The organism is Desulfoluna sp. HI9BLuna, from assembly GCF_056829775.1.
Window position 1 is genome coordinate 4711965 of the sequence record NZ_CP186555.1, and the last position, 24365, is coordinate 4736329.

Sequence of the window (24365 nt, forward strand, 5' to 3'; positions counted from 1 at the left end):
ATCAAACCATTGATGGCTTAACCGTTGCAGGCTGAGGTCATGACATTGCCACATTTTCCCATGCCATCACTTATCGATACATTGACAGAAGCCCTGGGCGATGCCCGGCACCTCCCGGCCCATGGGGTGGAAGAGATTTCAAGCCTGTTTATCCAAAGGCGTTACCCACGCAGCACCATCCTGGTCCTGGCCGGAGATTTATGGGGTCGGGTGTATTATATCCGCAAGGGGATGATTCGGCTGTACTATACGGACAGCCAGGGGCGTGAGTTTAACAAGGGCTTTTTCCGGGAAGGACAGCTTCTCTGGCCGGTGGCGCCCTATGCCCGGAAAAAGGGGAGCCTCTTCAGCATCTCGGCCCTGGAAGATCTCCAGGTCTCTGTCTGCGGTTTTGACGCCTTTTACCGGTGGCTCTCCACGCACCGGTGCTGGGAACATTTTGCCCTGCCTTATGCCGAATCCCTGGCAGGGGAGAAGTTTCTCCGGGAGCATGATTTTCTCATGAAATCGGCAACCGAGCGGTTCCTTGATTTTCGCACCGATCATCCCGACCTGACCGAACGCATTCCGGATTATCACTTGGCATCCTACCTGGGCATGACCAATGTGTCCCTCTCCCGGATTAAAAAAAAGATCACGTCTTAACCTATGTTAATGATCGTTTTTCTCTTTTCGTTATCCTGCCCGTGCAGTTCGCATGATTCACGATAGCAAAAAAGAGGAGGCGATCCATGGAATCGTTACGCGGTAAAACAGCCCTTATCACCGGAGGGAGCGACGGCATCGGTTTTGCCATTGCCACGGCCTTTGCGGCCCGGGGGGCTCATCTTGTGCTTATTGGAAGGGACCCGGAGAAGCTGAAGCGGAGGAAAAAGAGCCTTGGGCAGTACCCTGTGGATGTGCTCGCGGTTGCGGCGGATATCAGCAACAGGGATGAGGTGACGGGCGTTGCCGGGTTGGTGTCTGACCATGGTATGAGGATTGACATCATCGTCAACAATGCAGGGATCGCCCGGTTCGTTCCCTTTGAGGAGACCGACGAATCCCTGCTGGCGTATCATCTCGCACTGAATGTCTGTGCCCCGTATGCCATCTGCCAAGTCTTTCTGGAGGACCTGCTGGCGTCCCGGGGCAACATCATCAATGTCTCTTCGTATTTTGCGCGGCGGATGCTTCCGGACAGGCCGTCCACGGCGTATTCCCTCACCAAGGGGGCCTTGGAGTCCTTTACCAGGGCCCTTGCCTTTGAACTGGGGCCCAAGGGCGTCCGGGTCAATGCCATTGCCCCGGGCACCGTCACCACGCCCCAGGTCGAGAAAAACATGGAGCGGCTTGACCAGGGTGCAAAGGATCGGTTCAAGGCCATGGTCCGGTCGATCTATCCCATGCAGGCCCTGGGCGACCCGGAAGATGTCGCCCATCTGGCTGCGTTTCTGGCGTCGGATCAGGCCCGGTGGATTACCGGGGGGATCTTCCCGGTGGACGGGGGCTTAACGACGAACTGACGACGCGGTGTTTTCCGGCAGGCCGGTTTCAACGGGGTTACCCGGGGTGTTGCTCCAGCCGATCCATCCGTCGCTGAAGATGCCGATGTCCTTGAGCCCCATGACATCGGCGTCGTAGTAGATCTCGGCCACACGCCAGCCGCTGCCGCACATGAAGGAGAGGTGGGTGGTGGTGTCGATGCCCTGGCCCTTCCACAGGGCCAGGATTTCGTCGGCATTTCGCATGGTTTTGTCCGGGTTTCGGTAGTACTCCATGCTGTAGGCGTTCTTTTTGCCTGCGTAGCCAAAGATCGAACCGGGAATCCGACCCTTTTTCTTGTGATAGGCATAGCCGGAGGATTCGCCGATGTGCTCGGCCCAGGTCCGGTTGTCCACCAGGGTGAAGGTCTTGGGGGTACGGAGCCCGGCCCGGGTCTCTTCCATGGTGTCGATGACGTCCGGGTTGCCGGGGACAGGACCCTTGAAATCTATAACCGGAACCGGTTCGTGGCGCGTGGTTTCCAGGTCGAACCCGGCCAGGGTCCAGGAGAGGGTCCCGCCGTTGAGGACGCGGACATCCTTAACGCCCACGTATCGCAGCACCGTGGCCACCCGAAAGGCGGCCAGGGGTTCTTCCGAGGTGACGATGACGGTGGCATCCCGGGTGAACCCGAAGGAGAGGGCCATCTCTTTCAAGGTCTGGTCATCGGCCAGCATCCACATGACGGGCTCGGTTTCCGTGGGGGGCTCAACGCGGTCTGTGTTGATGTGAAAGGCCCCCGGGATATGGCCTTTGGCATAGGAGTTTTTCTCTTCTCCCCAGCTGGCCTCGGCCACGATGATGTTTTCGCTGTTTTCAAAACTCTCCGGACGGTTTCCGTCGATGATCTCCTTGAGCACAACGGCCGGCACCAGCAGCTGGTGGTTGGGATAGCGTTCCAGGGGCAGTTTTTTGTCCTTTGCCCAGGCGGTGATGTCGTAGCGGTGCAGGCGGGTGTAGCCCTTTGAGGTCAGATAGGCTGCCACAGCGGAGGCGTCCTGTCCGTTGGCGTCGTAGAGAAGCACGTTTTTGTCCGGGGTAATGCCCTTGGTGGCAAGGATCTCTTTCAGGGTCGCGTCACGCTGGTCCCCGCCCACCTTCAGCCAGTTGGCAGAGAAGTCCGTGGCACCCGGGATGTGGCCGCTCCGGCTTACGCCGTCCAGCTTCCAGCCGTTGTAGGCGCTGTTCAATCGGGTGTCCACGATAACCCAGTCGTCGGCACCCATGGCCGCAACGACCTGGGGGGTGTCCATGACGGGTACGGCCTGTTCCGCCCGGATCTCGGCGGTCAGCCCAAAAAGGAAGAGCAGCAGGGCTGCTAAGCTTGCGCATCTGTTTTTCATCTCAAATCTGTCTCCTGCTGTGTGGATAGGCCCCAGGTGAGGGCCTTGTGTGGCAATGTCCTTAAAATCTGTGATGTGTAGTCTTGACGGGGAACGAAGTCAAATTGATCCTGTGAATGCAGTAGCTTGTTTCTATAGGCTGTTTCTCTATCTGGCCATCATGCCTGATGGCCAAATGCCCCGGCAGCTCTGTCGGGGGCCGAGCGTTTGCCTGGACTCACAAAGACGGATTGAACAAAAAAGGTCTTCATGGTTCATTTTTGTAATGCGAAAAAATGGAAATTATTTCGGCGGAGCCTGGAAAGGCTTGCTTAAAACCTGTTTGTCAAACTTTTTAAAAGTTTGGCCCCCGGCAGGGCCGCCGGAGGCAAAAAAATCATGAAAAATCGGCCAAAACGGAGCGCCGCACTCCGGCGCGGCTTACTCGTCCGTCGTTATCCGTGCCGCACAGGAGTGCGGCGCTCCAGGGGGAGGGGGAGGAAGAGGCCGGCCTTGATCACCGGAACGTTTTTGCAGAGCTTTATTCAAAAAGCGACCCGCCGGAGGCCACTTTATGTTTAAATGCGTTGGCCCTGCGAATCAGGGTGATTTTCGTTGACAAAAAAACAGCGGTACGTGTAAAAAGAGGCACTTCAAAAAAATGGAAACGATGTGTTGTTAAAAGAGGTTACTTTTGGATTTCTTCCTCCTCTTTTAGAAAGTGGCTGCGTTTTCCCGAAGGAATCCTGATAATCATCCAATTATCGGGACCCTTCAACCCACCTTTATGTGCTCCCGATGATTGATTTGTTTCCCTTATGTTTTTTTGAAGGAGCACACATGCCTGCCTTTGGTCGATCCTTAAAGGAGATCTTCCTTTTTTCACTTCCCATTATCGCAGGGCAACTGGGCCAGATGCTGTTCGGCATCGGGGACATCGTGGTTGCCGGGCGTTACTCCACCGAGGTCCTCTCCGCCCTCGGCATCGCCACCGCTATTTTTTCTCCCTTTCTGCTCATCGGAACGGGGATTACCTTTGCCGTGAGTCCCCTCAAGGCACGGATGATCGCCGAGAAGCGGGACGTCAGCGCAGTGCCCGGGACCACCCTGGCCCTGGGATTTTTAGCCGGTACGGTGCTGGCTTTGATGGTTGTCGCCTCGGGCTTCTGCGTGTCGGCACTGGGGCTTGCTCCCGCCATTGAGGAGCTGGTGGTGACTTACCTTATGATCTGTGCGGGATCCATGATCCCTGTGATGATTTTCCAGGTGCTCAAGGAGAATCTTCAGGCCCGGGAAAAGACCCTCTTTGCCAACAGCCTGATCCTGTTTTTCAACCTCGTGAATGTCGGGGCCAACGTCTTTTTTATCTTTACCCTGGACTGGGGCATTGCCGGGGCGGCCGTGGCAACAACCCTGTCCCGGACCCTCATGGCCGTTATTCTTTATGCCCATGCAGCCCGGAAGCTCACCATCACCCGGCAGGTCTCCTTTCCGATCATGGGGCATCTCCTGAAAAAAGGCCTTCCCATCGGCCTCAACGGGCTGCTCATCGGCCTGATCTTTTCCCTGGTCACGGTGCTGGCCGGGAAGATGTCGGTTACGGCTTCAGCGGCAAACAACATCCTCATCAACATCTCGTCCCTTACCTACATGGTGCCCTATGCCCTGGCCGGAGCCGCTTCGGTGAAGGTTGCCGGGGCGTTCGGGCGCAGGGATTTTCACGCCGTGACCTCCTATGCCATGGCCACCCTGTGCCTGGGGTTCATGTCCGCCACGGTGATGGGCTCGTTGTTTTATGCCGTTCCTGAAACGATTCTTTCCCTGGTCACGGCAGATCCCCGGGTGATCCGTTATGGCGTGGGCCTGCTTCTTGTGGGGGCGTTTTATCAAGTGCCCGACGCCATTCAGGTGACGGTCCAGGGATGCCTGCGGGGCCTTGAGGTGACCTTTCGGCCCATGGTCTATATTTTTCTCGGTATCTGGGGCGTGGGGTTTCCCGTGGGGTGCTTTTTCGCCTACGCAAAGGGCATGGAGGCCGCAGGGCTCTGGATGGGCATGGCCGTTGGGCTGACCGCCGTGGCCGTTGTAAACGCCGCTCTCTTTGTGCGGATCCTCATGGGGTACAGGCGCTCTCCAATCGCTGAACCGCAGTCCCTGGTGCCTTGCGCGATACAGCAGTGAACAGTGAGAAGGGGCGTACCGTAATCGTTCCTGTTTTGATATAATCCAAGGACCTGTCCATGCCGGTGGTGTAACCCTTCAGCTTGTTTTTATCAAAGACAGTTTGAGCTGAACCCTTACCCGTGGCCTGGACACAGGCAACATCCCGGAAACAGAACGGGGACGATGTGATGTGTCGGTGGTGTGTGTATATTGCAGCGGCCTGTATCCTCTGGTTTGCAACCTGGCATGATGCCATGGCGGCGACGAATGTGGTGGTGTTCTGTATAGACAATTACCCTCCCTACAGCTATGACGTGAATGGCCGGGCCATGGGGATCTATCCCTCTATTTTCAGGCGGGCCTTTTCCCGGATGGACGGGTATCGGGTGACCCTGCTCCCCATTCCCTGGAAACGGGGGCTGCACTACCTGAAAAACGGACAAGGTTTTGCCATCGTGCCCGTCTATTTCAAGCCGGCGCTTCGTCCGTACATCTGGCCGTACAGCATCCCGGTGCTGCGGCAGGAGGAGGTGCTTCTCTGCCGTGAACATGTCCTTGCCACCCGAAGCAGCCAACGCTGGCCTGAGGGGTTCTACGGGCTGACCATCGGTAAAAACGCCGGGTATGCAACGGGAGGAAAGGCCTTTAACGAGGCCGTGGCCCGGGGGGATGTTTTTTTGTCCGAGGCCAAAAGCAACCGGATCAACCTTTTAAAGCTCGGGCTCGGGCGAACGGATTGCTACCTCAACGATCGCCTCTCCATTGCATGGGAACTGGGTCAGCTCATGGGTGAGGGGCTTTACGCCGAGGGCGGGACACACGCCGTCCTCGGCGAGCCCATTTCCATCCACTGGGAGTGGGGACATCTTGGCGTGACCCGCATGGATCACGGGCGGTATTATTTTAAAGCGGATTTTCTGGAGCAGTTGAACGGGATTCTTTCGGCCATGCAGGCCACAGGAGAGATTCGGGAGATTGTGGAAGGCATCATGGGGGCTCCTTGCCCCAAGGGGCCGTAAGGATGACGATGATTTACGACAACGATGCGTTTTTTGAGCAGTACAAGCGGTTGCGGCTTGAGGACACAGGCCTGAACGGAAAGATGGAAGAGCCCTGCATGCGGCCCATGCTGGGGGATGTCTCCGGCCTGAGGGTCCTGGACATCGGGGCAGGCTTCGGCCACCAGGCCGCCTGGCTGAAGGAGCACAACGCGCGGTCGGTGGTGGCCCTGGACCCGTCGGCCAACATGTTTGCCCACGCCACGGCCCGACATGCGGGCAAGGGGATTGCCTTTGTGCACGGCTACTACGAAGACCAGGTGTTTGACGACCCCTTTGATCTCATCGTCAGCTCCATGGCCCTCCATTACGTGGAGGACCTGACCCCGTTTTTTGCCAAGTGCCATGGCGATCTGGCCGAGGGCGGCCACCTGGTGTTTTCCATGGAGCACCCGGTGTGCACGGCAAACCCCACGGGGTACAGCGAGGATGAGGGCGGGAAGTTCTGGCGCCTGACGGATTATTTTCGCGAAGGCGAACGGGTCCAGACCTGGTTCGTGGACGGGGTGAGGAAAACCCACCGCACGCTCTCAACAGTTATCAACGCCCTCATTGCCGCAGGGTTTACCATCCGGCAGGTGGAGGAGCCGGCCCCCATGGTCAGGGAGTACCCGGAAGACGAAAAGACAACGGACTACTTCTGGATACGCCCCTCCATCGTGGTGATTAAAGCGGGAAAGTAAACACGAAAGTAGCTAGTCAGGTTGCCTCCGGCGGGTCGCTTTTTGAAAAAAGCTCCGCAAAAACTTTCCGGCCATCAAGGCGCTTCTCCTCAGCCCCTACGGGACTGAGGAGAAGCGCCTTGATAAAAGAAAAAATGAGAGGGGCTGTGCACTGTTGCTGTGTGGCCCAAAAAAATGAAACTTGTTTGCCAATCGTTATGAGCGTTTGGTCCCCGGCAGGGCTGCCGGAGACCAATTATTCATATGCGTGTGCCCGTGCCTCACCGGGCAGCTACTTTGAAAACGCCATCTTCATGGACAGGGAGGTGGTGTGAAGTTTCACCGCATCGGTTTTTGCCTCCATGGAGATGTTGACGAACCGCTTTTCCTCTCCTTTTCCCACGTAAAAATAACGCCTCAGCAGGTCGGTGACCTCCTTGTCCTCGGAACGCCTGAGCTCCGCAGGGATTTCAATGGCGCCTTTTAAGTCCACGAAGTCGCCGTCTTCCCCGGGGTGTTCCCGGACGGTGTTTCGCAGGGTGAAGTGGTGGTGGAGCGGGAGGGTGATCCAGGTACCGCCCTCCGTCTTGAGCCTGAGTTCGGCAGGGGAGGCCACCAGGCTGAACCCGGTGAGTTCCGCCTCCACGTCTCCATGGATGAGGTTGGTCATGGTGCCGGAAAACGCGTACTCCGGCGCGTCCCCCAGGGTGAGGTGGGACATGTTCTCCGGCGGGTTCTCAATGAAATCCTCTTCGGGGATGATCCGTCCCGGGGTTTCCACAAAGCGCCAGAAAATTCCTTCCAGGTTTTTTTCAAAATACCCGGGCTTTCCTTCCTCGTTAACCCCTTCCACCCGTAAAATTCGATCGCTTTCTCCCGGAACCCCGTCTTCAGGAAAGAGGATGGTGATGTTTCTGGTGATGCGTCCGTGGATTTTGGGCTGGTTGTACCACACCTGATCCGGGACCCTTCGTTTTCTTACCAGGCTAAAGTTGAGAATGGCATTGTTGGTGGCGTAGTGGACGTCGTCTTCGTAGGTGTAGTTGAAAAAGGGGTTGCCGCCGCCGATATCAAAGTCGTTCTGGTGGGTGTACATATCCCCGTAGCGGTTGATGACAAACAGGGTGGAGGATGCAGCGCTTAAGTTCTCGGCGATGAATCGGTCCCTGAAAGGCCCTGCGATGCGGTAGCCCCAGTCCGGCGGGGTCCAGGGGTCGGTGAAGTGAATCTCCCGGCCGTTTTCAAACAGGGCGTAGATGGTGGTGACCATGCAGGGGTAAGCGTTGCCGTTCTGGTCGTAGTAGAACTTGTTGCGCAACAGGTCGTCCTGGGACAGGGCCCAGCCCCGGATGTTTTCGGGCAGAGAGATCCCCGCACCGGCCCCCAGGGGCGTACCCCAGTGGTCCGTCCACGAGATGGCGCCCGGGGCCGCGTACCCGTTTTTGCAGTAGTAAATCTGCCGTGTCTCGGAGACGGTGATGAGAATGGGGCCGTCCACGGAGATCTCCTCCATGGCATCGGCGGTGATGGGGTTGCCCAACAGGTTTTCCGGGGACCCGGTGTTCCCGAGGAGCTGCCACGAGGTCCCGTCGACCCGCTCTTTAACGTAGATCAGGCCGTCGTGGATGGCAAAATAGTACACTTCGTTGAATGCCCGGGTGGACGATCTCAAGCTGATCACGTCGGGCAGGTCAGGGAGCTGGGCCGTCGCCGGAGCGACGCAGGCGAGTAGAAAAAGGAACATCGACACCAAAAACACCTTCGTTTTCATGAATCCTCCATACAATTGAAATGAACACTATCGGGATTTCTCAGGTAAGGATACGCTCTTATATCGAAACACGAGCAATGTGTTGTAAACGAGTGTTTTAGTCACTGGGTTTTTACACCACACCTTGATTCATTTCAAGTCGATTCCTCTTCTTTGTTAGTTATTCTTGATTGCCGTGCGATAACTATGCAGTTGCCTCCGGCGGGCCACCGGAGGCTTTTTTTATTTGGATTGCTAGTTGTGGCGTGTCATTGGGTCCCTTACACGCACGGCTCCGGGCTGCCCATCTCTTCGTAGAGGGCAAGGTAGTCGATGAGTCCCCGGGTGAGGGTGGCATGCCAGTATTCACCGGCGGTTGTGGGGCGCAGAATGTGGCCCTCAATGCGGACCAGGCCGGCATCCGCCCAGCAGTGGAGCAGGGGCAGAAGGGCCATGGGGGAGGATTCGCCCGCGTGTCGGCCCAGCCCGGCCAGGTCGAGGGCCAGGGTCTGCATCTGCGATCTGATGAGGCTGGCGAGACGGTGATTGGCCACCGGAGCAAGGATCATGGCCACGGGTTTCTCCCGTCCCGCGGTGTTGAGGTAGTCATCCAGCCGGTCGGTCATGAGAACGCGATGACCGTCCACAAAGCCTTCCGCTCCGCATCCAAAGGGGATGCTGGGGGCCTGCTGTGACGCCAGAAAAGAAGAGAGATTTCGTTCCCTGGGGGTGCATGCCCAATGCCCTGCTGAGATGCGGCGGCAGGTGGTGGCGGCCAGGGTCTCTGAGCCCTTCTCGAAGAGGGCATACTGCTCCCGGACAAGGGCGGTATCCCGGCCATGGAGGAGCACGTGGGGTACGAGATCGATGCCGTCGGGGTTTAAAGACACAAGGGTTTCCAGGTCCTGTTGAAACATGTCGGGGCTCTGGCCGGAGAGACCGTATGTCAACCCCACGCTCACGGTGGCCTGGCCGGTGCTGATAAGCTCCGATAAGCTGTTTGCAGCCTTTTCACCGTCGGCCCGCCGCCCCATGGCTTGCCGGAGCGGGGTCTGGAAGCTGAGCATGTCCAGGGAGACTCGGTTGACCCCTGCGCGTGTGATGGCGCGGGCCATCTCCGGTGTCATGTCGGCGATGCGCCCTTCAACCGTTATTTCGCAGTCGTTGGCCAGGGGGAGGTTGCGGCGAGCGGCCTCAATGATACGGGCAAGGTCTGAAGGGGCCAGGGCAGTCGGGATACCACCGTTTACGAGGAACGCGTGAATAGGGTTGCCCTGGGTGCTGAGCCGCGTTCCGTCACGCATGATGTCGCAAATGACAGCATCGGCGTAGGCCGTACTGAGCTGTGCGTCCACCGGGATCTGGCTTGGGATCTCATCCCCGGTTGTGCCCGTGCCGAAGGGGACGCGGAGGGTCGCCGCCTGCCTTGGGTGGAGGGGGGCTTCGGACAAGGTGTGCCAGAGGCTTCGGGCTCCGGGCCCGGTGACGGGGGCCAGTCCTCCCGTTGCATAGGGTTCGGGCTCTTCATTGCCAAAGGCGCAGGAGGGCGACGCGTCTGCTGGGCGAGGGAAACATCCCAGGGACTTGGCTTTTCGGAAAAAACGGGTAAAGGCATCCACGGGGGTGTCTTCCGGAGCCATATCGCGGGTCAAGGGCGGTACGGGAACCTGAAAGGTTGGCATGGGGGGCCTCCTGTCTGTTTTGTTTTTGGGTTGTGGTAAAAATTTTGGCATTCCGAATTTGATGGCCAAAAAAATATTATGAGTATTCCGTTATGCCTCAGGCGGACCTGCCCGAGGCATAACGGAATGGTTACCAAAAAACAAAAAAGGAGAGTTGCAAGGCGGGTGAATGCTTTCCGACTTCAGAGGGGCCGGAGCGCTCCTTATCGCTTCAGCCCCTCACTGCCGGGGGCTGACTTTTGGTTTTGTTGCGCTCTGCAAGGAGCTTTACCACGTGGTCCCTCAACCGTTTTGCCTGGCATTTGGGGGCGCGTTTAACGGCCTTGTTCAACCACGGAAGGGCTTCTTCAGGTTTTTCCTGCTGAAAGAGCACATAACCCAGCATCATGAGGGCATGGCCCTGGTTCGGGGTGAAGGAAAGGACCTTGCGGAAAGCCTCTTCTGCCCCGTTGAGGTCGTCTGCCTCGAACCGCAGCTGGCCGGTGAGGAGCCAGAGACGCTCTGTGTCCCATGTGACGACGCCCTGTTCCAGAACTGCCAGGGCCGCCTCGGGTTTGAATCCTGCCATGAGGGCCTCGGCCTCTTTTCGGGTGAGCTCGGCGCTGCCTTTTCCTTTTTCCGTCAGGCGCCGGTAGCAGGCGGCGGCATCCAGGGGGAGGTCTTCAGCCCGGAAGAGGTCCCCTAAGGTGAGAAGCTCTGCGTCGGTGATGTCCCCCAGGTGATCCAGATTTCGGAGCTGGACCATGGCCTCGGGGTAGCGCTTTTCCTGAAGGAGAAGGCCTGCAAGGCTCCTGCGGAGTTTGGGTTCCCCCCCCATGATGGGCAGGCGATTCGTAAGGGCCTTGATCACGGCAGGACGTTTTCCTGCCTGGGGAGCCGCGGCTGCTGCCAGTTCAACCCACCCCACATTCCGGCAGTCCGGGAACCGGGCAAACAGATCCAGGCAGAGGGTGACGCAGGTCCCCCAGGATTTTTCCCGGTACCGGGAGAGGGCTTCAAAATAGCGAAGGGCAGGGCGGGTCTCTCCGGTGAGGATAAAGGCTTTGCCCAGTGCTTCGGCAGCTTCTCCGAAGTGCTCGGTTTCGTAGGCGACCCGGCCCAGGTTCTGCCAGGCCGGAGCAAAGCTGTCGCAGAGGGCGGTGGCGTTTCTGAAACGCTCCAGGGCTTTTTCAGGCTCTTCGGCCTGGACCAGCTGAACGCCCAGGTGAAACTCCAGGAGATGGTGGCTTCGTTTGCCCGCACGTTTTGCCGCCTTGGTGAGGGTGGCCAGGGCCTCTTCCGGGCGTTCGTTCTCAATGGCCTTGGACGCTTTGGTCAGGGCCATGGCCACCGAGGGCGAGGGCTGAGAGTCGCAGGTCCCTGCCAGGCTTTCCGTTGCCAGGGCCATGAGCCCGGCGCAGAGGAAGACCCCTATAAGGCGTGCGGCAGACAGTGGAGAATGTGTGATGGGTCCCATGGGTCAATTCTCCAGGTTGAAGTTGATGGTTTTGGTAACGCGGACCCGCACAGGCTCTCCGGTGATCTCCCCCGGGGTAAAGGTCCAGCGGCCGATGGCATCCATGACTGCCCTGTCGAAGACGCCGGGCGGGTTGGACCCCGTGATCTCCACATCGTGGATACGGCCGTCTTTTTCCACGAGGAACTTCACGGTGACACTTCCCGAGATTCCCAGGCGTTTGGCCCGAAACGGGTAGATGGGCGCCACATTGTGGGAGGGCATGGGGAGTTTGTCGAGTTGTGCCTCGCCGAAGACCATGTCCACCGGACCCGGTTTGAAGGCTGTGGTGTCCAATTCCGGGAGCGCCGGTCCCACCTTGAGGGTGGGGGCGGCTGCCGTGTGCACCGGGGTGGGGTCGATGGGCAGGTCCAACCTGGGTTTCATGGGTTTTTCCTGTTTCACCGGCTTTTCCGGGGCCTTTGCCGGGGGCGGCGGGGTCAGCTCCTTTAATTTCACCATGGTCACGGGCCGCAGGCGAAAGGTCTCATCGCTCCTTGCCGGGGCGGTGCGCATGCCCGGCAGCAGGGCAAAGAGAAAGATGTTCACCCCCAGGGCCAGGAGGCCCGCAAGGACCATGGGGTTTCGGGGGCCGGTGGCGATCATGCATCCCCCTTGTTCTGGGTGGCGACGCTGACCCGTGAAGCCCCGGCCAGACGGCACTGGTCCATGACCCGGATGAGGGTCCCGGTGGGGCAGGCTTTGTCGGCGATCACCACCACATCGGCGTCGGGCTTGTCGGCCACGGCACGCGCGATGTGGAGGCGAACGCTTCGGATGTCAATGGGTTTTCCGTCGTAGTGGACCGAGCCGTCTTCGGCGATCCCCACGAGGATGGCGTTCTTCTTGGACACCACGCTGGTCTCTGCCTGGGGCCGGTTGATGTCGATGCCGGTCTCTTTGACAAAGCTGGTGGTGACCATAAAAAAGATGAGAAGCAGAAACACCAGATCGATGAGGGGAGAGATGTTCACCTCCGGTGTGCTGCTGTTGCGTCTCAGGGAGTCCCGGACCCGTATCACGTCATGCTCCTTTGAATGATGCTGATGGTTTCGTCGAGTTTGGCGGAGAGGCGATGGGCCCGCCGCATGAGAAGCACGCCCATGAACATCCCGGGGATGGCCACGGACAGGCCGCTCTGGGTGGTGATGAGGGATTCGGAGATCCCTCCGGCCATGGCCCGGGCGTTGCCCGTGCCGAAGAGGGCGATGACGTCAAAGGTGGTGATCATGCCGCTCACCGTGCCCAGAAGCCCCAAAAGGGGCGCCACAGCGGCCAGTGTGGCGATGAGGCCGATGCGCCGGGTGAGGTGGGGCCGTTTCTGGAGCCGGTATTGGTGGAGAAGGCCCCGGTTCACCTTGGGGGAGTCGGTGCCGTATTCGGCCATGAACCGAACCAGTTCCCTGCGAAGCCCGGGAAGGTTCGGCCCGGGATCTCCCTTTCGCACCAGGGCAAGGGCCGCGCCCAGGTCGAGGTCCTGTTTTTCAACCTGCCGGTAGACGAGGAGCCGTTCGAAGATGAGGGCCCAGAGAACCAGGGAGCAGATCATGATGGGAACCATCACCGCGCCGCCGCTGTCGATGTAGCCGAAAATGGCCGTGAGGAGATCTCCCATGGATCAGGCCCTCACCTGTTTGGCGCAGCCTTGGGCGCAGCACCCGATGGTTTCCCGGTGGACGATGTTGGTCAGGGCCACGGCTTTTTCTTCCATGTCGCCGATGATGTGCTCCACCCGGCGGTTCAGCACGGTGTGCAAAAGCATGATGGGAATGGCCACGGCAAGGCCCAGCATGGTGGTGATGAGGGCCGTGGAGATGCCCCCGGACATCATGCGCGGGTCGCCGGTGCCGGCGATGTGAATCACTTCAAAGGTATCGATCATGCCGGTTACCGTGCCTAAAAGGCCCAGCAGGGGCGCCACCGCCCCGAGCATGCCGAGGAAGGGGAGGAACCGCTCCAGGCGGGGAAGCTCTTTTAAAATAGCCTCCTGGAGGATGGTCTCCAGCACCTGGCGCCTTTCGCCCCTGGCCTGGAGCCCTTTTCTCAGGACGTTGTACACCGGCGTGGTCTTCTGCTCCTTGACGATGAGATCACACTCTTCCCACTGCCCGTAGCCTGCCAGCTCGTTGACCTTGCCCATGGTGTTGTCCGTGTTGTCGTGGACCTTTTTCAAGAACAGGGTGCGCTCGATGCCGATGAAGAGCCCGGCCAGGCCGATGAGGACGATGGGCCACACCAGGGGGCCGCCGTTGCGGACGCGCTCGGTAAAGCTCGGGGTGCGTCGCAGGTGGTCCAGGGCCGCTCCGGAGCTCAGGTCCAGGGGCAGGGTGTCTGTTTTGCCCTTGACGTACCGGTTGAGACGCCACCCGACGATGCGTCCCGGCGGGGCGGGAAGCTCGGTGAAGGAGAGGGTGGCTGGGGCATAGAGAAGGGGTTCTGCGCCCTCGTCCTTGACGGCCAGGGTCATGAAAGGCCCTGCCGACAAGAGGGGCAGCTCCCGGGAGATGCCGTCCCGGCCGGTGACGGTGGCGTTGCGCATGGCCACTTCGCTGCACCGGGCGATCTCGTCGGCGAAATACCCAAAGAGGGCTTCCAGGTCCGTGATACCGGGGAACTGGGTGCCGTCGGCCAGGGTCTCCAGGTGGGCCAGTCTCTCGGGGGCAAAGACGGAAAAGGGTGAGGCCATGCAGAGATCCCGGAGGTTTTTCGCTGCCGTGCGCACAATGGCCACGATGCGTCCCACCTCCTTGTCCAGGCGGTTCCGTTTTTCGGTGAGGGCGGTGACCCGGGTCGTGAGTTCGTCGCCGCGTTTCGTCTCTGTCACAACCTGGGCCTTGAGCCGTTTGATGTCGGCGGCCAGGCGGTTGATTTCACGGGTAAGGCTCTCCCGGTCTCCGGCGATGCGGGTGCGGGATTCCCGGTCTGCGGTCTGTCGTTCGTAAAGGGCTGTTTCCGCGTTTTTCATGGCCTGCCGGAGGTCTGCGGACCAGGCTGCGGTGGCCGTCGCAAGGCAGAGGACAGCAACAATGAGTATGCGTTTCATGGGGTCACGATCCTCCCGATGGGCAGACTGACAAGCTCGGCACTTCGCTCTCGCTGGGCAAGGGCGATGGCTTTCTTGAGGTGGGGAGCACAGTTGGCGGGAAGGGGCTCATAGGCACCTTTTTCCGGACTGAAGACCCCGCACCCCTTTTCGTCGAGGGTGAGGTAGTAAAGGGACAATCGTCCGACCTTGAGGAGCTGGACGGTGATGGGCTCGCCCTCCACCTCAATCTCTTCCTGCCAGGCTTCACTGGTGTGGCCGAACTGTGTCTCGATGGTGAACAGCTCCAAAAGCCGCTCCAGCTTTTCAGCCTGCTTGGTGGCCGGTGCCTTGACCCAGTCGGTGAGGGCGGCAAGGCGCGTTTCCCGTTCGTTTTTCAAAAAGGGGAGGCTCTGGGTAACCACCTGGGCCGCGCGCTGCGCCTCATCGGCGATGAGCGGGGAGAGCCCTTCGGTAAGGTGAGATGCCTTGGCGATCTCCCCGTCTAGGCGGGCGGCCTCTTTTTCCTTTCGGCCGTTTGCCCAGAGAAGGGCGTTCACCTCTTCCTGAAGGCTTCGTTGTGTGCTCTCCAGTTGGGAGATTTTCGCCTCCAGAGTGCGGCGCTCTTTTTCCCAGGCCCCCTCCCGTTTCTGGGTGGTGTGGGCAAGGGAAATGTCCTGGCGGACGGTTTCATCCAGTGGAAGGGAGTCGGACCATGTGAGGCCTGGTCCTGTGAAACCGACCGCCAGGGACAACAGGAGAAGCGTTCCGACCCGTTTTGACGTACGGCGCCTCTGGCGTTTCGTGGGTGTGGGATGATGAACCATGGGGAAATTATCTTTAGGTTGATGAATAGTGAAAAGAAAAATAACGCAACAATGACGGGCGACTCAGGGCCTGAACACCCTAAGTTTTTAACGGCTGACAAATTGTGTGTCAATACATTTTTTAAGGTGGTGCTAAAAAGTTTGGGGTACCTAAATCGATGGGGCTCCTTTGGGTCGTGATGGAAAGAGCCCCACGGTAACGGTGACAAGGAGGGCCATCAGGTAAAACCCGGCCATGGCTTCCATACCCGTGAGGCCAAGGACCGAGCCCAGGGTGAAGAGTCCCGAGGCGATGGCAAGGGCAAGAAATGCCGGGAAAACAATGGAAAAGCCCATCCATGCAAAGGACCCTGTCTGGAGCTTGACCATCATGGCCGCGGGCAGGCATGGGGGGTAGAGGGCCATGAAGAGCATCAGGGCCAGGGCGTGCAACGGGGTAAACCCTTTCTCCCGGTTTTTCATGCCTTCGGAGACGCTTTGGCCGCCGCTTTCCGGCTGGTAGAGGGCGCCTAGGGTCGCCACGCTGTTCTCCTTGGCCATGAGGGCGCTGAGCAGGGCGATATTGATTCGCCAGGAGAATCCGGCGTGACGGGTGACAGGTTCCAGGGCCTTTCCTGCCATGCCGATGAAGCTGGATTCCATCACCTCCTGCTGCATGGTGTGTTTCAGTTTCTTTCTGCTGCGAATCAGTTTTTTCAGGTCTCTCCGGATACGTCTGCCGTCCGGGTTTTTCCCGGGATTGACCATGGTGAAAAATTCAGGAGAGAGGTTTGTGAACCGAGCATCGACTTTTTCCCTGGCTGCCGGGGTTGAGGCGCCGAAACGGGCAGATTTGTAGCTGTCGGCATAGCGGACCAGGGCCTCGACCCTCTCGTCGGTCATCCCCACGGCCAGGGGATTCTCTGCGACCTTTTCAAGAAAGGCTGCCTTGATCTCATGGGCCTTGCGGTCAAAGTGGGCGGTGCGTTCGTCGCTCAGGCCGGGAAATTCGATGAGCACAAAGACGATGACGGCCACGGCAGCCACCACGGTGACGATTTTTTTGACGAAGAGCCACACCTTGGAGACGGCGCTTTGGATGACGCTGCGAACCCTGGGGAGGTGATAGGCGGGCATCTCCATGATAAACGGCGCCACAGGCCGACGGGCCAGGGCCGTTGCCGTGAGGAGCCTGGAGACCGGGAGCACCATGAACAGGGTCACCGTGGAGATGAAAAAGAGGGCTGCACCTTTATGTTGCGGGAAGTACGCATTGATGAGGAGGATGTAGAGGGGGATTTTAGCGAGGCAGTTGAGCATGGGGATGATGAGGATGGTTGCCATGCGTGCCCTGTCGTCGGGGATGCCCCGGGTGGACATGATGGCCGGAACGGCGCAGCCCCCTGCGTAGACCCCGCCCAAAACCATGGGCAAGGTGGATTGACCGTGGAGTCCGTATCGGTGGAAGATCTTGTCCAGGATAAAGGCCATCCTGGGCATGTACCCGCTGTCTTCCAGAACAGCGATGAGGGCAAACAGGATCAGGAAGATGGGAATGTAGTTGAGAAGGGCCAGGATGCTGTCGGCGACCCAGAGGCCCAGGGCGCGGGCCATGGGCACATGGATGAAGCCTGCATCGGGCAGCAGGGTCGTCAGGATGGTTTTCCCCTTGAGGAGCAGGGGCCAGGTGAGGCCGGTGAGGCGGTATCCCTGGACAATGGCCAGCTGGTAGAGGAGCCAGACCACAGCCACCAGAAGGATCGGGCCGAAGATACGGTGACAGACCACGGCGTCCACGCGGTCGGACAAGGGGCGCTTCGGTTTTGTTCGGGTGGACAGGCACGCCTCGGCAATCTCCGAGGCCTTTTCCCTCCTTTTTTCGGCAATGTATCGGGACGGGGCCATGCCCGTGTCGGAGCGAAAGGCGATGCGGTACCCGTCTGCAAGGGAGAAGAGAGAGGCAAACTGTAAGAGGATCCGTCCCGGGGTGGTGTCGGCCCGGTGGTCCCCGGACAGGAGCTTCAGGGCCACCCAGCGGCCTTGTCCACGGGTCTCCGGTGCCATCTCCATCACCTTTTTGGAGAGGTCGGCGATGGCCGGTTCCAAGGCCCCGTAGTGGACAAGGTGCGTATCAGCCGTGGTGTGCTCATGGACCATGCATCGGGTGATGGCGCTCTCAAGGGCGTCTTTGCCGGTGCCTTTTTTAATGGCCGTGGGGATTACCTCAAGGCCCAGGGCACGTCCCAGGGCATCGGTGTCGAGGCGAATTCCCCGTGCTTCGGCCGCATCCATCATGTTGGCGTTGACCAGCATGGGCACGCCGAGCTCCATGAGCTGGAGGGTTAAGGGAAGGCTACGTTTGAGGTTGGTGGTGTCCAGGACATTGATCACCAGATCTGGGCGGCAGTCCACCAGAAAATCGCAGGCCACCTGCTCTTCCAGGGAGTAGGAGGTGATGGCGTAGGTTCCTGGCAGGTCCACCAGCGTGGTCCGGGTGCCGTTGGCGGACAGGGTGCCGGAGCGTTTTTCAACGGTGACGCCGGGGTAGTTGGCGATGTGCTGGTTGGCCCCTGTCAGGGCATTGAACACAGTGGATTTCCCGCAGTTGGGCTGACCGGCCAGGGCCGCCAAGGGCGTGCATTGCTTCATGTCTTTTCCATTCCTACGCAGGTGGCTTCCCGTCTTCTGATGCTCAGGTAACAGCCTTCTACTTCAATTTCGATGGGGTCCTTTAAGGGGGCGCTTCGGATTACTTTGATCACCGCACCCCGGCAGATGCCGATGCCCGCAAGGCGCCTGTCCAGCATGCCCGATGCCGTGATGGTGGTTACCCGGCCGGTTTCCCCGGGCGGGATGTCGTTCAGGTTCATACGAATGCTCCAAATAAAAAATAAATACACACCTTACGACTAAATGCCGCTGCGCTTTAACCCGAGAAACGAGGGGTAAAGCGCAGCGGCAACCAGCTTTCAAGGTGGCTCACCTTGCCGCCGGAGGCATCGCTTTTGTAAGGTTGATTTTTGTACCGCCCCTTAAGGCTTGGCCTTCAAGGTCAGGGTGGAGCTGTAGTAGACCGTGGTGCATTTGCCTTGCAGGTCCTTGAGCTCATTGTCGGCGGTGACTTCCTTGCGCACCATGGTGCTGATGCGCCAGGCTCCGGCCGCTGGGATGCGGAACTGGGCCTTGCCGTCCATGATGTTGGAGGCGAGGCAGAAGTGGTCGGGGCCTCCGAAGGCGTTGCTGCTGGCATTCAGGATGTTCATGCCGTCCATGTCGCAGTTGAGTTTTTTCCCCTTAAGGGTGACCTCAAAGGTGACAAGGTCGCCGACGCGGACATTTGAAAGGTCGCAGGTGGGTGTGATCTCCAGTTCGTGTCCGGCCTTTCCGGGCTGGCTCCACTGGCCGACCGTCATGTAAGATTTCGCTTCTGCCTTGTAGCGGGCGCTGAAGTTGAAGGAGGCGGCGCCACGGATGGTGTCCATGGGTTTGGTGGCCATGTTCACCTTGCCCTTTTTGTCCACGTACTGGGTGAAATAGGTGACCTTGGAATCGGTGACCACCTGCCAGGTCCCTTTTTCCGTTTTGTCGGTGAGGGTGAATTTGCGGAGGCCCAGGTCCCCGCCCTCCAGGTCCATGTCCCCGTTGCTGCGGGTTGCCTTCTCTTTTTTGATGACCGGAAGGGGAAGGTCCGTTGCCTTTGCATCGGGGCTGATGAGCACATACCGGCCAATCTCCACATTTCCCCAGTCTGATGCCAGAAAATCGTCCAGGGGCATGGTGTGACCCCAGCCGATGGAGGACACCGCATGGCCCGGCGGGTGGGTAAACGAACTGTCCAGGTTGACCCACAGGGAGTGGGCCATGGCGTTGGCGCTGATGAGAAGGGTGGCTGTTGCGGTGGCGATGATCGCCAGTTGTTTTTTCATGGGGTACCTCATTTAGCGTGTTTGTCCTTGGGCTTTTCCGGGCCGGATTCCCGGACGATATGACCGGGCCCGGCATCCAGAACGATGTCGTAGGTTCCCGACGGCTGGGTGAAGGTGTACTCCCCCAATTCGTCGAGTTGTTTTTTTAAGAGAACCTTTCCGCTGGGGTCTTCAAGCCGGATTTCAACGGCCGAGGCAGCAGATCCGGTGGAAAAGACCCCTTCCACGGTGACCGTGCCGTCTTCGTTGTCGTAGACGGACATGAACAGGGTGTGGGCCGAGGCGGTGGTCGCAAGGCAGAGCGCCAGAGCCCATGCAAGAAGAATGGATCGAAACGTCATATCGGGGTTCCTTTCATGGTCGTTGGGTGGTTGATCAGCAGAGCAAAAACATGTCTCCGGCTTTACAGGGAGGTCAATCCAATGGTGTCGATTTTTCGGGCTTTTTTAGGCTGCGTCGCTCTCCGACTTCGAATCGCTTGATCTCTCCTTGCCGAATGGTTTGACTTTTAGCAACAGGGCCGGTGTGACGAAGAGATCTGCGGCCAGGGCCGTGAGGATACCGATGCCCGTAAGGAGCCCCAAGTGCACGTAGACCTTGGCCACCGAGGTGGTATAAACCGAAAAATTGGCGGTGATGATTAACGAGGTCATGCAGATGGCTACCCCGATGGTGTTGAAGGTGCGGCGGATACTTGTGGCGTAGTTTCCCGTTCTTTGGAACTCCAGGCGGCAGTGGTTGATGAAGTGGATGGTGTCATCCACGGCAAGCCCCAACAGCATGGGCATGATGGTGATGGTCATCATGTCCAGGGGGATATCCAACCAACCCATGAGCCCGCCGATGGCCATGGCAGGGGCGATGTTGGGGATCATGGCAATGAGGCCGATTTTCACGCTGCCGAAGACCAGCATCATGAGAAGGGTCACCACCCCCAAGGCAATGGCAAAGGAGACGAGCTGGCCCTTGGAGACAATGGTCTGCATAAAGGTGAACTTGGCGATGGAACCGGCCAGGCCGATGGTGGCCTCGGGAAAGAGGGTCTGGGCATGGGCCTTGAGGGATTCGAGCTCCCGTTTGGCCTTTGCGGAGTTGTAATCCCCCATCTCGATCTGCATGCGCAGGCGCTGGTAGTCGTAGTCCACCCACTTTTCCGCTTCGGCCCCACCTGCGTTTTCATAGAGCAGGAGGAGCTGGGCCACCATCTGCCGGTTTTCCGGGATGGTGTGGAAGGCGTCGGCACCGCTGTGGAGGGATCGGTTCATGTCCTTGATGATGGGAATCAGGGAGGTGACCCGTTTGGTGAGTTCGTACCCTTCGGCCTCCCGGATCAGCTCGGCAAAGGCGTTCAGGTTGGCAGGCACCTTGGCGTCGCCTGCCTCGGGGAAGGTGACGGTGAGGTCGTAGGAGTAGAGGGAGCCTACCTTGGAGTTGGCGACGTGGAAGATTTTTGCCACGTAGGGAATTTTCAGGCCGTAGCTTTTGATGATGTCAAAGGAGACCTCAAATCGGTGAAGCCCTGCACTGCAGAGGATAAAGATCCCCATAAAGGCGATGGCCATGGCCGTGGGGTGGGCAAGGACCTTGTGGCTGAGGCTGTTCAGGAGTGCCGTGGTGTGGGCATGGGCTTTGCCTTTTTTTGGGGCGCGATCCTTGCCGATGCTCAGGACTGAGGGGATGAGCACCAGGGTGAGGAAAAAGGTGGTGCCCACGAGTGTCGATGCCGTGGAGCCCGACCAACGGATGGGCCTGACCGGGACAAAGTGGAAGGAGAGCAGGGCCCCGATGGTGGTAAGGGCTGTAAACAGGAGGGGCCAGCCACACTCGGACACGGCGAAAAAGACAGCCTCCCTTCGTTTTCCGGTTTCTGCCATGTGGCGGTTGAAAAAACCGAAGATGTGGATGGCGTAGCCGATGGCAACGGCAAGGCCGAGGTAGATGGGCACAAGGATCATGGACGGGTCAATTTTCACTCCCAGAAAGCCCTGGATGCCGAAGGTGATGACAATACTTGAAGCCGCGATGAGCATGGGGAGCACCACGCCGGTAAGGGTGCGGATGGCCAGGGCCAGGACGATGATCGTGGCGATAAGGGAAAGCCCCATGTTACGGACGGTCTCTTTTTTAAAAAAAGAGGTTTTATCAAAGGCAAGGACGGGAAGGCCCGCCCCCCTGGGGTTCAACGGTGCGTATTTGGGCTGGGCGATAATCGTGCTGGCTATGGTCCCCGCAGCAATGTCCGGTCCGATGTTGTCGGCGTTGCGCCACTTGTCGGGATAAGTTTTCATGCGAAGGAGGATCCAGGTCTGCCGCGAGTCGTCGGAGACGATGCGGTTGACAAAGAGGTCCCTGGCCAGAGCCTTGGCTCGGATGAGATCGAGCTCTTCAGGGCTTTGGGGAACCGGGTCGGGGACCAGGTCGGAGATGGAAAGGCCCTCGTCGTTGCCTTCGGTAAACTCGCAGTCGGTGATGGAGAGCACATCGTCGGAAAAGGGCACCTTGGCCTTGAGCTCTGCCCCGAGCTCCCGGATCAAGGTGAGCGTTTCCGGTGTGAACACATCATCCACTTCCACGAGGACGGCCACGTATTCGTTGTTGCCGAAGATGGCCTTGAATTCGTCGTCGGCGATTTTCATGGGATCGTTTTCCAGGAACCAGTTGTCCCAGGAGGTGTCGAACTGAATGTGCTTCATGCCGCTGAAGCAAACACCCGTGATCAGAAAAAAAAGAAGGATATTGATCCACCTCAGGCGGACGATGGCCTCCGCCATGCGGTGGAACGCGTGGTTGATGTTGATGAGGTTGAGCATGGGATAATCTCCTGAGGTGAGTTAAAAACTGTACTTGGCTCTGACCCAGACCTGGGTGTTGTCTTTGTACCGACCGTAGATGCCGCTCCGGGTGCCGGCAAAGATATCCGCACCGGCCATGGCGTGAAATCCGTCGGTGATCTCGACGTCCACTTCAAAGCGGTTAAAGAGGTCTCCGTCGTTGAGGGTGGCATAGACCATGTTCGAGAGTTCGAGTTTTTCCCGAAACAGTTCTTTGGCGACCCGCAGGGTGACAAGGCCCCGGTCTTCGTCTTGGAGGGTGTCTCCGTTGTGGCGTACAATGTGTTCCCCCTGGGCCTGGACGGTGAAGGTCCAGTTTTCTCCTGGGTACCAGTCACAGCCTGCGATGGCCTTGATCAGGGGCTTTTCTATGTCCGGTGCCCCTTGCTCGGTCGCAGGAAAGGAGGCGCTGGAGAACCAGGCCGCCTCCCCCCTGAGCACCAGGGAGCCCAGGGGCACCGAGACGGTGGTGCCCGCAAAGGAGGTGCGGCGATAGCCCAAAGGCTCGGGGTCTGTGTCTGCGGCGACCTGGGCGGGGAGGTCGTTCCAGAGGCGGGCCCAGGAAAAGGTGAGGTCTACCCCGGGAAGGAACCAGCTCGCCCGAACCCCCACTTCGCCATTTTCGAGCGTGTTGTCCGGCTCGGTGGGGGTGGGGTCGGGACCTGTGCCCACGCGCCATGGGCTGTCCGCTTCGGGGAGCTTCGCCGGCTCGAAAAAAGGAATCAGAACGGTTTCTATGGTGAGATCACCCGAACCCGTATACCGGAGGTTCACGGCGTCGATGGGCATGCGAATCTCATCCAGGTCCCGGGTGGCGTATTCGGTTAAGTCCGAGGGGCAGAGAACATCGGTTACCTGGAGGCCGTCGGAGTTGCCCCAGATGATGATCTGGCGTCCGGCACGGACATCCCACCCATCCCCTGCGTAGTCCACGTACCCTTCGTGGAGGGTTACCTCCGAAGACTCCTCATCGATGTGGTTCTCCGAGGCGTTGATGGATGCGAAAAAGGCGGCGTCGTCCCGGCTGCCCTCGGTTTCCAGCCTCAGCCGCGTCTCCGAGGCGAGGAATTCATGGGGGGATTTCACCTGCACGGCGTGACGGGTCTCCAGGTACCCTGCAAAGGGCAGCTGCTCTGCCCCTGCCCATGTGGCGGCCAGGAGGAGAGCACAGGCGGCTGCAGCCAGGGGAACTACCCTCATCGACGCAGCCCCCGGGTCAGGGCGTTGACCTTGAACTGGCTGTCTTTCAATCCGGTGTCATAGCGCACATCCCGAAAGGTCATGAGGGTTGTGTGGTGCTCCACGTTGTTTTCCATGCGCATGGCCGTGACGGTCCAGAAACCCCCGATCATTTCCACGGTATCCACGGTGTACGTTTTTAAGTGCCCGTCCTTGTCGTAGTACTCTGTCTTCAGGGGCAGGTCTTTTTCCTTGTCGATCCAGTTGATCTTTTTTGTGTACATGTCGGTGGGATCCACGGGCACGGACTCCACCACCCAGCAGTCAACCCCTTCCAGGGTCTCCTCCCTGAGGAGACGGTGGGTGTCCTCGTCCACGTTGCGATCCCCCATGTCGTCATAGGTAAAATCGGTTCCCATGAAGTAGTCGTTGGTGGCCTCTCCGCTGATGCGGCGCGTGTTTCTCAAGGCAGGCATGTAGAGCCACCTGTCGTCGTCTTTGTCCGGGTCGTCGTAGTCCCAGCTGAGAAAGGCGGTGCCCGCCACATCGGCAGGCTTTTTGAAACGCATGAGCTTTCGGGTGTCTTTGCCGTAATCTTTGCGCCAGGAGACAACCTGGCGGATACGCTTGCGCCCCCTTCGGTTGATGAGGGTCATGGAGAGCTCGGAGATGCGGTCGTCCCCGTCGGGGCACTCATCCACCAGGACCATGATGTCCCTGCCCGAAATATCCTGGGCATGTACCCAGGACACTGAAAAAAACATGCCCATAAGGAGAGTGCAAAGGGGGATCGAAAGTTGTCTGACGCAGCGTCTGTTCATGTTGTCACCTTAGCTTTTGCAATCTAAAGAAAATTAGGGTTGACGAAGTTTGATGAAGAAAGAGTCTTAGCAGGTAGAAAAAATGCCCGTCAACACACGGTGCCCTGATATGTCGCCTTGGGGT

General features: G+C 58.9%; 21 protein-coding genes. 5 read left to right on the forward strand and 16 right to left on the reverse strand.

Annotated features, from left to right (window positions below; translation table 11 throughout):
• Positions 1–39 precede the first annotated feature (39 nt).
• Both ACOYW0_RS19310 and ACOYW0_RS19315 read left to right on the forward strand, forming a co-directional pair.
• Positions 40–645 carry a Crp/Fnr family transcriptional regulator gene (locus ACOYW0_RS19310; protein WP_482415413.1) on the forward strand — a complete coding sequence of 202 codons (606 nt, stop codon included), beginning with the start codon at positions 40–42 and terminating at the stop codon, positions 643–645.
• A gap of 86 nt (positions 646–731) precedes the next feature.
• Complete coding sequence (locus ACOYW0_RS19315; RefSeq protein WP_482415414.1) at positions 732–1505, forward strand: SDR family NAD(P)-dependent oxidoreductase; 774 nt, start codon at positions 732–734, stop codon at positions 1503–1505.
• On the opposite strand, the gene ACOYW0_RS19320 is transcribed toward ACOYW0_RS19315, so the two are convergent.
• Positions 1491–2867, reverse strand: a complete 1377-nt coding sequence (locus tag ACOYW0_RS19320; protein ID WP_482415415.1) for a rhodanese-like domain-containing protein — start codon at positions 2865–2867, stop codon at positions 1491–1493. The two genes, ACOYW0_RS19315 and ACOYW0_RS19320, sit on opposite strands and share 15 nt — an antisense overlap.
• 819 nt (positions 2868–3686) lie before the next feature.
• Between ACOYW0_RS19320 and ACOYW0_RS19325 the strand changes: the two genes are divergently transcribed.
• From ACOYW0_RS19325 to ACOYW0_RS19335, 3 genes are all read left to right on the forward strand, one after another.
• A complete protein-coding gene (locus tag ACOYW0_RS19325) occupies positions 3687–5027 on the forward strand; it encodes an MATE family efflux transporter (protein ID WP_482415416.1) in 1341 nt (446 codons plus the stop codon).
• A gap of 236 nt (positions 5028–5263) precedes the next feature.
• Positions 5264–6028, forward strand: a complete 765-nt coding sequence (locus ACOYW0_RS19330) for a substrate-binding periplasmic protein (protein WP_482415417.1) — start codon at positions 5264–5266, stop codon at positions 6026–6028.
• Positions 6029–6030: 2 nt separating this feature from the next.
• Positions 6031–6750 carry a class I SAM-dependent methyltransferase gene (locus tag ACOYW0_RS19335; protein WP_482415418.1) on the forward strand — a complete coding sequence of 240 codons (720 nt, stop codon included), beginning with the start codon at positions 6031–6033 and terminating at the stop codon, positions 6748–6750.
• Positions 6751–7021: 271 nt separating this feature from the next.
• Here the strand turns inward: ACOYW0_RS19335 and ACOYW0_RS19340 are convergent, their stop codons facing one another.
• The 15 genes from ACOYW0_RS19340 to ACOYW0_RS19410 form a co-directional block, all read right to left on the reverse strand.
• Positions 7022–8500 (reverse strand): hypothetical protein, encoded by a 1479-nt coding sequence (locus ACOYW0_RS19340; protein ID WP_482415419.1) that lies wholly within the window; start codon positions 8498–8500, stop codon positions 7022–7024.
• 260 nt (positions 8501–8760) lie between these two features.
• Positions 8761–10161, reverse strand: coding sequence for a hypothetical protein (locus tag ACOYW0_RS19345; protein WP_482415420.1), 1401 nt, complete (start codon positions 10159–10161; stop codon positions 8761–8763).
• A gap of 211 nt (positions 10162–10372) precedes the next feature.
• On the reverse strand, positions 10373–11617 hold the full coding sequence (locus ACOYW0_RS19350) for a tetratricopeptide repeat protein (protein WP_482415421.1): 1245 nt from the start codon (positions 11615–11617) through the stop codon (positions 10373–10375).
• Positions 11618–11620: 3 nt separating this feature from the next.
• Positions 11621–12262, reverse strand: coding sequence for an energy transducer TonB (locus ACOYW0_RS19355; protein ID WP_482415422.1), 642 nt, complete (start codon positions 12260–12262; stop codon positions 11621–11623).
• Positions 12259–12678, reverse strand: coding sequence for an ExbD/TolR family protein (locus ACOYW0_RS19360; protein ID WP_482415423.1), 420 nt, complete (start codon positions 12676–12678; stop codon positions 12259–12261). Before ACOYW0_RS19360 ends, ACOYW0_RS19355 begins: the two co-directional genes overlap by 4 nt.
• Positions 12675–13271, reverse strand: coding sequence for a MotA/TolQ/ExbB proton channel family protein (locus ACOYW0_RS19365; protein WP_482415424.1), 597 nt, complete (start codon positions 13269–13271; stop codon positions 12675–12677). Before ACOYW0_RS19365 ends, ACOYW0_RS19360 begins: the two co-directional genes overlap by 4 nt.
• A gap of 3 nt (positions 13272–13274) precedes the next feature.
• Positions 13275–14699 carry a MotA/TolQ/ExbB proton channel family protein gene (locus tag ACOYW0_RS19370; RefSeq protein WP_482415425.1) on the reverse strand — a complete coding sequence of 475 codons (1425 nt, stop codon included), beginning with the start codon at positions 14697–14699 and terminating at the stop codon, positions 13275–13277.
• Positions 14696–15505 (reverse strand): DUF3450 domain-containing protein, encoded by an 810-nt coding sequence (locus ACOYW0_RS19375; protein ID WP_482415426.1) that lies wholly within the window; start codon positions 15503–15505, stop codon positions 14696–14698. Before ACOYW0_RS19375 ends, ACOYW0_RS19370 begins: the two co-directional genes overlap by 4 nt.
• Positions 15506–15655: 150 nt before the next feature.
• The gene (feoB, locus tag ACOYW0_RS19380; RefSeq protein ID WP_482415427.1) at positions 15656–18133 is read right to left on the reverse strand and encodes a ferrous iron transport protein B; all 2478 of its coding nucleotides are present in this window, start codon (positions 18131–18133) and stop codon (positions 15656–15658) included.
• Entirely contained in the window at positions 18130–18354 is a 225-nt protein-coding gene (locus ACOYW0_RS19385) for a FeoA family protein (protein ID WP_180143798.1), read from the reverse strand. The genes feoB and ACOYW0_RS19385 overlap by 4 nt, the downstream gene beginning before the upstream one ends.
• Positions 18355–18516: 162 nt before the next feature.
• Positions 18517–19410 carry a DUF4198 domain-containing protein gene (locus tag ACOYW0_RS19390; protein WP_482415428.1) on the reverse strand — a complete coding sequence of 298 codons (894 nt, stop codon included), beginning with the start codon at positions 19408–19410 and terminating at the stop codon, positions 18517–18519.
• A gap of 8 nt (positions 19411–19418) precedes the next feature.
• Positions 19419–19751 carry a hypothetical protein gene (locus ACOYW0_RS19395; protein WP_482415429.1) on the reverse strand — a complete coding sequence of 111 codons (333 nt, stop codon included), beginning with the start codon at positions 19749–19751 and terminating at the stop codon, positions 19419–19421.
• 105 nt (positions 19752–19856) lie between these two features.
• Positions 19857–22220, reverse strand: coding sequence for an efflux RND transporter permease subunit (locus tag ACOYW0_RS19400; RefSeq protein WP_482415430.1), 2364 nt, complete (start codon positions 22218–22220; stop codon positions 19857–19859).
• Between the two features lie 21 nt (positions 22221–22241).
• A complete protein-coding gene (locus ACOYW0_RS19405) occupies positions 22242–23441 on the reverse strand; it encodes a DUF1302 family protein (RefSeq protein ID WP_482415431.1) in 1200 nt (399 codons plus the stop codon).
• Complete coding sequence (locus tag ACOYW0_RS19410; RefSeq protein ID WP_482415432.1) at positions 23438–24241, reverse strand: outer membrane lipoprotein-sorting protein; 804 nt, start codon at positions 24239–24241, stop codon at positions 23438–23440. The genes ACOYW0_RS19405 and ACOYW0_RS19410 overlap by 4 nt, the downstream gene beginning before the upstream one ends.
• Positions 24242–24365: the final 124 nt, after the last annotated feature.